General features: G+C 58.6%; 6 protein-coding genes and 5 pseudogenes. 5 read left to right on the top strand and 6 right to left on the bottom strand.

Annotation, left to right across the window (positions count from 1 at the left end):
* Window positions 1-237: hypothetical protein (locus M3I54_RS42590; RefSeq protein ID WP_254346264.1), on the top strand; the 237-nt coding region annotated here is incomplete at its 5' end.
* A gap of 71 nt (window positions 238-308) precedes the next feature.
* Entirely contained in the window at window positions 309-584 is a 276-nt protein-coding gene (locus tag M3I54_RS42585) for a hypothetical protein (protein ID WP_254346262.1), read from the top strand.
* A gap of 196 nt (window positions 585-780) precedes the next feature.
* On the opposite strand, the pseudogene M3I54_RS42580 reads toward M3I54_RS42585, so the two are convergent.
* Window positions 781-942: pseudogene (locus M3I54_RS42580) on the bottom strand (transposase); the annotation flags it as partial.
* Between the two features lie 893 nt (window positions 943-1,835).
* On the opposite strand from M3I54_RS42580, the gene M3I54_RS42575 reads away from it, so the two are divergent.
* Window positions 1,836-3,284, top strand: a complete 1,449-nt coding sequence (locus tag M3I54_RS42575) for an FAD/NAD(P)-binding protein (protein ID WP_133191211.1) — start codon at window positions 1,836-1,838, stop codon at window positions 3,282-3,284.
* Window positions 3,285-3,434: 150 nt separating this feature from the next.
* Here M3I54_RS42575 and M3I54_RS42570 read toward each other — a convergent pair.
* Window positions 3,435-3,776, bottom strand: a pseudogene (locus M3I54_RS42570) (IS5/IS1182 family transposase); the annotation flags it as partial.
* A 3-nt stretch (window positions 3,777-3,779) separates the two neighbouring features.
* Here M3I54_RS42570 and M3I54_RS42565 point away from each other — a divergent pair.
* Window positions 3,780-4,429 (top strand): annotated as a pseudogene (locus M3I54_RS42565) (IS6 family transposase); the annotation flags it as partial.
* Between the two features lie 441 nt (window positions 4,430-4,870).
* Here the strand turns inward: M3I54_RS42565 and M3I54_RS42555 are convergent.
* The 4 genes and pseudogenes from M3I54_RS42555 to M3I54_RS42540 form a co-directional block, all read right to left on the bottom strand.
* Window positions 4,871-6,637: an ABC transporter ATP-binding protein/permease gene (locus M3I54_RS42555; RefSeq protein WP_133190743.1), complete on the bottom strand. Its 1,767-nt coding sequence runs from the start codon at window positions 6,635-6,637 to the stop codon at window positions 4,871-4,873.
* 16 nt (window positions 6,638-6,653) lie between these two features.
* Window positions 6,654-7,025: pseudogene (locus M3I54_RS42550) on the bottom strand (metallopeptidase TldD-related protein); the annotation flags it as partial.
* Between the two features lie 128 nt (window positions 7,026-7,153).
* Window positions 7,154-7,573 (bottom strand): transposase, encoded by a 420-nt coding sequence (locus tag M3I54_RS42545; protein ID WP_254346260.1) that lies wholly within the window; start codon window positions 7,571-7,573, stop codon window positions 7,154-7,156.
* Between the two features lie 32 nt (window positions 7,574-7,605).
* Window positions 7,606-8,193 (bottom strand): hypothetical protein, encoded by a 588-nt coding sequence (locus M3I54_RS42540; protein WP_254346258.1) that lies wholly within the window; start codon window positions 8,191-8,193, stop codon window positions 7,606-7,608.
* A gap of 999 nt (window positions 8,194-9,192) precedes the next feature.
* Between M3I54_RS42540 and M3I54_RS42535 the strand changes: the two are divergent.
* Window positions 9,193-9,396 (top strand): annotated as a pseudogene (locus tag M3I54_RS42535) (IS630 family transposase); the annotation flags it as partial.

Below are 9,396 nucleotides of genomic sequence, written 5' to 3'. Positions count from 1 at the left end.
CGAGCGTCGTGCTCAACAACGGCTTCAACCCAGCGCAGGCTGCTCGCCGCGGCACGGGTTAGGTATCAAGCCCACTTCGCCGCCCTCCTCGCCCAGCCGCTCGAGCCTGAATTTGTAGACCCACTGTTGAACGGCGCAGATGCCAACAACATCTTTCCACGCAATAGCCGTCGTGACAATCAAACCTCGCAATCCTCGCGTGGTGAAAACGTCAAAGCCAAGCGGTCGCATTTTTGAAATGTATTTTTTGAGGGCCATCATAGGGCAACGAGCTTTGAATCAGGTTTGAAGCCAAATGGAGGCATATCATGGGCGGCGCGCTGGTTTGGGCAGCAATCCCTCACAACAGTGATGGGGTCGTGTTTCAGGTTCGCGTGATTCGCGGGCTTCAACGTTTTCATATCCCACGCCGGGCGCTTGAGGAGGCTTTCCACTTGGCACCTCATGCATCGGATGCAGGTCAACTCGAGCTCTTTTATCAGCACATGACCCACATCCTGATGCGCGCCATGCGGAAACGTCCGATTGCGGGCGCAGACACCGCTGCACTTCAGACTGCCGATTTCACACCGTCCTGGCAATAGAACAGGGCGCGACGCCGTACGTGGCGGAAATGCCACGGTATATGGCTTCAAACTGAAGGGTTTTTGATGAGAACGGTCGTTGGTGTGCGGGAAAGTCGAAGAGCGGGTCGAGACTGTGTGAAAACGCTCTTCGAGCGCTCGCGTCGAGCGATACAGCGTGCGATTGGAGCAATCGAAGCTCGCGATTTTTCATGGCTCACGCTCCGAGGATTTTGATCGCCCGCTTCATGTTATATGCCAGCACGTTCAGGCTCATCTCGGTTCGCACATTCTGAAGTGTCCTCGTCTAGAAATATGCGGCTCCCATCCTGAATTTCAGGGTTCAGAATGGATGCTCGACCGTCTGACATCGTAATCTTTCTTTCCGCATTCGGTATCGGGGGCGGAGGTGCTACAGGTTTGATGTTCAAAAAGATAAGTAGATCGAATATTTTCACTAAACACGTAAGCGTACGAATTAAGTTAAAATTCGACATATATTTATGTTAAATTATGCTCGAGCAAAGCCGCCTCTTGTGCCGCATGGTGGCTCCCGTCCGCCTGTGAGCTTCCCGTTCATGCCGGCCTTGCGTCTGTGTGTGCGATGCGGCCGCAGATTTGTCCGATGACGGATATTTTAGGCGCGGCGCGCGAAGGCTTCGCTACCCCCACGCGGGACGTTCGGCAGGGCTAGCTTTGTTAGGTTTGTAAGCCGGGCTGCCGGGCCGGCCCGACCGCGTTTTCCGTTTGCCCGTCGTCTGCCCAGACTAGCAAACTCTAAGTCCTCTTCAACTCCCCAATCGACACCAGAGGCGTAATCATCGCCAACCTGCTGAACCGGTGGAACGCCTTCGGCAAACCGGTTTGCGTCAAAAATGCATAGTCGCGTCCATAGCACGGGAACTCGTACCCATCCGGACAAAGCCAAGCGACTATGGTTCCTGACGGTCTTTGCAACTGTTCGATGTTGCTGTTCTTGTCGCGATGGGATCTCCCTACTGGATTTGGCGAAGCCATCGTCATACCAGTCGTTCGCTCACGTTCATTTGCGATGCGAATCAGTGTTATCCAAACAATCGATTTTGTAGCTTGAGGCGAGATACCGCATAGTCGCTTCCTGGACGCGCGGCACAGCTTCCGACTATCCGCGCCGGAAAGAGAACTTTCCTGACGTGCCCCGATGCAAGCGACGCTATCGGAGCGAATATCCATCTGAATGTCAAAATTAATTTTCTGCGGGAGCGGATACTAACAACCATCGGAGCCGTGGCAATGACTGTATCGATCGTGATAGTGGGTGCGGGCTTTTGCGGCACGATGACGGCCACATGGCTACTATCGGATCAAAGCGCAAAGCCCCTGTCGATCGCACTGGTCGATGACAGCTATAGCGTTGCGCGCGGTATTGCTTATCGGTCGGACGAAGAGGGCTGGCTCCTGAACGCCCCCGCACGGGCCCTCAGTGTTGAGCGGGACAACGGCAACGGCTTTGTTGATTATTGCCGACTGCGGGGCCGGTCTGCGGAACCCGATGATTTCCTGCCACGCGCCTGGTACGGTGATTATCTTGCGCATCTGCTAAAACAAGCCGGCGAAAATTCCGGGAGGCATCAGTTTTCTCAACACGACGGATACGCCGTCGCGCTGGTGCCGGCAGAGGATGGCCGAACGAAGGTTCACTTGCACACGGGTGTGGAGATTTTTGCCGATCAGATCATCCTTGCGACCGGGCACAGCGATGGCCGCGGCTCCATCACTGTACCAGTGACCGGTGGCGCTTCACTCGATCAGCGTTTACTCGCAAATCCCTGGGACGCAGTTAAACTGGGGGCCGTGCCGAATGACAGCCATTTCTTCATGTGTGGGTCTGGTCTGACGGCACTCGACGTTGTGTACGCGTTGCACCGGCGCAGCGAAAAGTTGCGCTTCACTCTTATGTCCCGCCGTGGTTTGTTGCCCCAACACCACTGCCAGTCACCCCCGAAACTTCAGCCACAAGCGCGGCGGGCGCTTCTCGATCAACTGACTGCCGGCCCTAGGCATTGCATCACCGTCGTACGCAAAGTCATTGCTGAACATCGCGCGAGGGGCGGTGACTGGCGTGAGGTGATCGATAGCCTGCGTCCTGTGGTACCGCAGATCTGGTCAAACTGGTCTGAGGCCGACCGGCGCGCTTTCGTGCGCCATATTGCGCCTTACTGGGACACACATCGTCACCGACAGCCAGCTTCCACGGCAGCGCTTGTCGCGTCACTCACGATGAGTGGGCGTCTCTCGCTTATGGGGGGGCGAATCGAGACAATCAGCGCACATGGCGACGGGCTGCTGCTGGCTATTCGCCCGCGCGAAGCAACGGGCTCGCGCGTTGTGCGCGCATCGTACTTCGTGAATTGCACCGGTGCCGGGATGGCTCCCGCTCATCCAGCTATAGCGTCAGATACAGGACCGCATGCAGATCGCTTACATCGGCCGATAGTACACGCGCGTGATTCCCTTTTTGATCAGTTACGGCGCGACGGGATTGCAAAATTTGACTGGGCGGGGTTGTGTGTTGATGAGTCTTACCGCGTGGTTCGAGTCAATGGCTGTAGCAATCCATCGCTCTTTTATATTGGCCCCGCGCTTAGAAGACGCTTTTGGGAGGCGACGGCGGTGCCCGAATTGCTAACGCATATCGAGCGGATGACGGAGATCATAAGGCGGCAGTTTTCTGCACGTTAAACGCGAGCGCGTTGCCTGACAGGGGCGTGGCTGCAAGCGCACCCTCTGGTTCTGGTTCCGATATCGACGCCTGTCTTGCGATGCAAGCGGCATTGTTGCAAAAATCAGGAAATCAGGCGTAAAGACGACATGACCTCTGTGCTCTCAATCTCAGGCGATACGGACGGACTGCGGGCGAGCGAGGGCTCCCATGCGATTGAGTACACCCGCACGGATCGACACCTCGGTGGCTTGCGAGCCAGTCGCGCGCGCCCACATACTGGAGCCCGTGAGTACCTTGAGCCGGTACATCAAGGTCTCAGCGAGCGATCGCCGGTGGTAGCCGGTCGCCTGCTTCCATTCGCGCCTGCTGCTTCCTTCGATAGCGGCAATAGCTGCATTGCGCCAGGCGGCGCCAGGCGTGCGATCTGGCCACGGCTTCGCTCCCTCGCTCGGCGGAATCGACGGGCTCGCGCCACGCGCGGCGATCCGCGCGTGGCAAGGCCTGGTGTCGGGTACTTCCGGTTCCAACTCAGCCTGCGCGATATTGAAGAACTGCTGTTCGAGCGCGGTGTCATCGTCAGTTACGAGACGATCCGCCGCTGGTGCGACAAATTCGGCGCGGGCTTCGCACATCGCGTCAAAGCTGCTCGCCGCAAACCTGGCAGCACATGGCATCTTGACGAAGTCTTCGTTACGTTGCGCGGTGAGCCTTATCTGCTCTGGCGGGCAGTCGACCAGCACGGTGCCGAACTCGACATCCTGCTGCAGAAACGTCGCGACAAGGCCGCAGCAAAGCGCTTCTTCAAACGCGTGCTGGCCGCCTGTCCCGACGCGCCGCGAAGGATTGTCACCGATCAGTTGCGCAGCTATCAGGCCGCGAAGGCCGAAATTCCCGAACTGGCAAACATCAAACACGTATTCGTCAAAGCCAGTGCTCGGGTGAACAACCGTGCCGAAAATAGCCATCAACCCACGCGTGAGCGCGAACGCCGGATGCGTGGTTTCCGCGATCCTGATCGCACACAAGCTTCGGACCAATTCGCCAGCACTTCGCGCTCAAGCGACATTTACTGCGTGCATCACTCTATCGCAATCAGCTCGCCGCACGCTTTGCCGGGTGGCATCGCTTCACTGGGCTCACCCAAGATCCGTCCGATTTCTGAGCAAATGGTACGTCCTGTGCGAACTTGCGTCTCGAATACCTTAACGTGACAACGCCCCTGCGGCTTGCGTTTGAGCGAGTCGATGAAGTGCCGGTAGTCGATGCCGCGACCGCGCCGTTTGCTTGTGTGTGTGTGACTCTCGCCGTGCTGTGCACGAGCGCGCCGGACAGATAGCAATCGAGCCGATCACTGTAGAGGCGTACCTTCAGACGATGACCGATCAGCCGCGACGGGGCGCTGTACAGGACGCAACGCACGGTAAACGTGCCGCGTGTCACGCGCGCCTCTTCCTCGGCCAAGCAACTCTGTGAACGCTGCTAGCGGCGTTTGGGAACACCAACAGTTGTTCCTGCGTATGCACGAGCCGTTCAACCTATTCATATTCGTCACAGTCATATCGATGGTTGATTCAGGACAACGAACGTCTTTCAAAAGCAGCGCTCAAAGGATGTCCGCGTCGCTCAGGCGCCCCACCTTTTCTCGGCTTTGGTCGACGGTGACCAAACGCACATTCCCATCCGGTTGCAGCTCCAGCACCAAGGTGTGATACGCGAGCAACGACGGTCGATGCCCGACACTCACGCAGGTCATGCCGCGCAGGGCGAGCACCCGGTACAGTCGCGCTTCCGTTGCCACGTCGACCGCACTCGTCGCTTCGTCCAGGCAAACGTAACGCGCCTGGGCAGCCAGTGCACGCGCGAAGCCTATCCGTTGCTGCTCGCCGAGTGACAGCACGCGCGACCAATCGATGACACTATCAAAGCCACCATGCCGGGCAGCAAGATCAGGCAGTGATACCTCGACCAGGAATGCCTGGAGTTCGCTGTCGGTGAACGCCCGGGTTGTCGCCGGATACAGGATCTGCTCGCGCAAGCTACCCAGTAGCATGTACGGCCGTTGTGGCAAGAACAGCACTTCATCGGAGTCCGGCATCGTAATCGTGCCGTTACCCGCGCGCCACAGCCCCGCCATCGCCCGCAACAATGAGCTTTTACCGACTCCGGTCTGCCCCATAATCAGCAGGTGCTCGCCAGCGAAAAGCGTCAGGCACAGGTCCCGCAACAGCGTGCGTTCCCGTCCGGGCGTCTCGACGGTGAGACGATCGAACCGGATGGCTTGGCCACGACGAAGCGTGATCGTGTTGTCCCGACCAGCGCCTTCCCGCTCGACTGCCTGTACTTTCTCGACGATCTGCGCTAGCCGTACCACGTGAGGCGCCGCCGTTGCAAATGTGGGCACGAATCCTGTCAGTCGCTGGATCGCGCCCCGCAGCAGCTCTGCAGAAGCGACACCCTGAGTAATCGTTCCAAATGTAGTTTTTCCACTGAAATACAATGGCACGAGGGCCAGCACCAGCAATACGGTCCAGATCAAGCCGAGACCGGCCTCTGCGGCATTCATGACGAATTGATATTGCAAGGTCGCCACTGCGATACGAACCGCCCGTTGCAAGCGTTTCCCGATGCTCGTGCCCTCTGCCTGTTCGCCGCGATACAGAGCAATGGTTTCGGCGTAGTTCCGTACATGCAGGATGCCAAAGCGCAGATCGGCTTGCGCCACGGTCGATTCGAACTGCAGGCGAATAAACGGGCGGTACAGCCACCACGTAATGACCGTGGTCGCGGCACCATAGGCGAGCACACCGTAAAACAACGCTGGCGCAATCGATTTGAGGATCCAGCCCTGAACCGCCAATCCAGATCCCGCGTGTAGCAACACCCACGGCAACGTTACGGCCATGCTGCAGAACGGCCCGACTTCCTGCTGGATTCGCTGGTCAATATTATCGACATCGTTGTCCTGCTCGATACGAAAATACACACGGCCATTCAGATAACGCCGCACCAGGTCGCGTGTCAGCCACGCCCACCAGTGGAAAGTCAACCGACTCACCACGAAGTTGAAAAACAGGCTAACCACGCCGCCATTGATGACCAGGCCCACCAACGTAAAAAGGGTGAACAGGTGCCAGTAGGACACCGCGTGGCGCGATACCAGTGCATCGCTCATCTCTCTGGTGAGAAACGACAGCTTGGCACCGAGTGCAGTGTCCACGATCGAAAAGGCAGTACATGCGCCCAACACGAGCCATGAACGCCACGCGCGCGGGCGCGTCCAATACGGACGCGCCAATCGGAGGAAGCGCCGGACGAATCGGCCGTTGATGCTGTAGTCCTTCGGATCCTGAATCGTTGCGGTAGGCAGCATGGAAATTCCTCTGTATTCAGGCAACAACGCCGCCGACCGGTACGCGCAGGCCTTCGTTGCCGCAAACGCCGACGCCCGTGTCGAGCGACATGTCGTTGCCGATCATGCTCACGTACTTCACCGGTTCAGGACCGCTGCAAATCAGCGGCGCGCCCTTCACCGGGCCGGTGATCTTGCCGTTCCCGATCATGTACGCCTCGGACGCCGAGAGCACAAACTTACCGTTCGTGATGTCGACCTGGCCGCCGCCGGGATTCACCGCGTACAGGCCGTTCTTCACCGACTCGATAGTTTCCTGCCGATCCTGGTCGCCATTGAACATGTAGGTGTTGGTCATGCGCGGCATGGGAAGCGCCGCGTATGACTCGCGCCGCGCGTTCTCCGCCACAACGCCTGTCGCACATTCCCGGCCATGAACACGTGCAAGCCCGGCATTCGTCCTTCAACCTTAAAGAAGACGTCCCGGCCAATCCGTCGTATTCCTTTCCGTTCACACAGAAAATCAGTGACGGAATACTACGCATTCCAAAATAATTGAAGACGTTGTTGCTTTCGTCCACTTTCAGTTTTCCCGCTTTGATCTTCCTGGAGAACTACCCGGTGTTCGGCGAAGTCGTTGTCGTACCGCGGCGTGATTACCGTTTTGTCCTTCCCGCCGAGCGCGACGTCTACACCGATCTCATTCTGGGGCGTGGCCGGCCTCAGTACGCGACCGTGCTGCGCCAGAGCCGCAACCACGACGTCCATCGTGCCCTTCTGCTGCCAGCGCCTGGAGTTATGCCGGACGGCAATGTGGGACGGGTAGCCGAGGTGCTGCGGCAGATGCACCCACCGGCATTTCTTGGTGAGCACATGCAGGATGGCGTTCAGCCCGCAGACTGGCGACGCGCGGACGGCAGGGCCACGTGTCTGCGGGCCGAAGAGCGACTCGACCACCACCCATTCGTCGCCAGTGAGCGGCTGCTAGATCAAACGTCGCTTACCGCTTCGTCGTTCGACCGTTGAGCGGTCTGGCCGTCCAGCACTTCTATCCGGAACGGGCCACGGACTCCCATTGAAAATTCGGCCGCCGCAGCCAGGGCGCGTTCGAGTCTGATTTCTGGCCGCATCGGCATTCCGGCGGTGGTATGTAGCGAGCCCAGCGCCACCTGTTCGCCGCTACCACAGGCATCGAAGTTCACGGCGTTTTCGCCAACCTGATAGTCGTCGCCAATCCGGAAAATGCGCCCCTCGTACCCGACCAGAAAAGTGCCAGCCGATTCCCGTTCGCTGTCCTTGCGTGCGAATCCACCTCGGGTAAAGCAAGCGCGTACCGCTTCAACGAACGTCGTGCACATGAAGACCAGCACATCCGTACCTTCAGGGCGCGGCGCGACGGTCAGATTATGGCCGAGAAGCTGCCCCATCCTGAAGGACGACGTGAAGCCGATCAGGAACGGCCCCACCCGATAAATCTTGGGGTCGGCGCGCGTGCTCATGGCCCAACCATTTGCTCCAGCCGAATCGGCACCCATGCAGACCTTCCTGCCATCCGTCAGCGCCACAATGCAGGTCATGCCGCCTCCGTAGGTGTTGCCCGATAGAATGCGATGCGTCTGCCCTCGCACGGCCCAGCCGTAATCCAGTCGACTCCATGCACTCCGCCCATTGCCGTGCACAACTGCCTCGCGCGACGACTCTCAGTAAGCCACGCTCGACGAGCGCGATGTACGTTGGCGCGATCCATTCGAACGCGAGGTGGCGGCATTCCTCCTGCGTGTACGCAGTCCCCCGTGATCCGTCCAGACAAGGGTCGCAGGTCCGTTGCACGCGCAGGCTCCGCAACCGTGTGGGGCGCGCGCGCAAAAACGCCGGCTGAGACAGCAGCGCCGTGAGATTTGATTTCGTGTTCAGTCGTCATTCAATCCACCCGTAATGGTCCCGCGAAAAGCAAAAGCAAAACTTGAGCCAACACCGCCATGCGTCGATCGGTAAGGGTTTCAAGCGCGGCCGCAGTCGAACTCAATGCCCTGCGATGGTGTGAGTTTTGCGATGTGAGGCGGTAAGCGCTCAACCAGATCGCAGCAAGTTTGCGCGGTGGCCGTCCGGTGAGCCTGTGCACGGGGTACGCGTACGACTGTAGGTCGCTAGCGCTGCGTGCAGCTACGACTCTGCCAACGGAGCCAGGTCATCTCGATGTGGTGTGATGTATTTCTTCCAATCGGGCCGACGGATGTAGGAGATGTGAGGTTCCGGACAAACTGTATCTGACGCCGTAGCTGGATGAGCGGGAGCCATCCCGGCACATCAATCTACAACTGCCCGTCACACAACCCATACGCGATCGATGTGGGCAATCAATGCCCTCTCGTTAACACCGCGCACCAGTACAAAACAGCATATAGCGCGATCAACATCTGGTGCCAAAAGCCTAGGCCATCATTGTGCGAACGCCACGGACGGCACACAAGCGCGTATAGCAGTAGCAGAACGCAACCAGCGACGCTCACAAATATCGAGATCAGTCCGTTGACTAGTCCATTGCGTCATTGAATTGGCACCCCATCTGTGCTCAGATATCGGTCATGGGAAAAATGAATCTGACGGATACCGAACGCGAACAACTTCTGTCTGCTGCGCGCAGCCGGACGGTACGCGCAGCGGACGTGCGACGCGCAAAGTTGATCCTGATGCTCGAGGACGGCGAATCGCGCGACAGCATCATGCGCATACTTTGCTGTGACTCGCGCTTCATCTCGCGCTGGTCGGGGCGCTTCCTC

Origin of the sequence: Paraburkholderia sp. CNPSo 3274, from assembly GCF_024206475.1 — a bacterium.
Lineage (GTDB): Bacteria > Pseudomonadota > Gammaproteobacteria > Burkholderiales > Burkholderiaceae > Paraburkholderia.
This window is presented reverse-complemented; position numbering and strand designations above follow the sequence as displayed.

Excerpts from the sequence above, each read along its gene's own strand:
- M3I54_RS42555 (WP_133190743.1), bottom strand. The coding sequence starts at position 6,637 with ATGCTGCCTACCGCAACGATTCAGGATCCGAAGGACTACAGCATCAAC.
- M3I54_RS42575 (WP_133191211.1), top strand. The coding sequence starts at position 1,836 with ATGACTGTATCGATCGTGATAGTGGGTGCGGGCTTTTGCGGCACGATG.
- M3I54_RS42540 (WP_254346258.1), bottom strand. The coding sequence starts at position 8,193 with ATGACCTGCATTGTGGCGCTGACGGATGGCAGGAAGGTCTGCATGGGT.
- M3I54_RS42585 (WP_254346262.1), top strand. The coding sequence starts at position 309 with ATGGGCGGCGCGCTGGTTTGGGCAGCAATCCCTCACAACAGTGATGGG.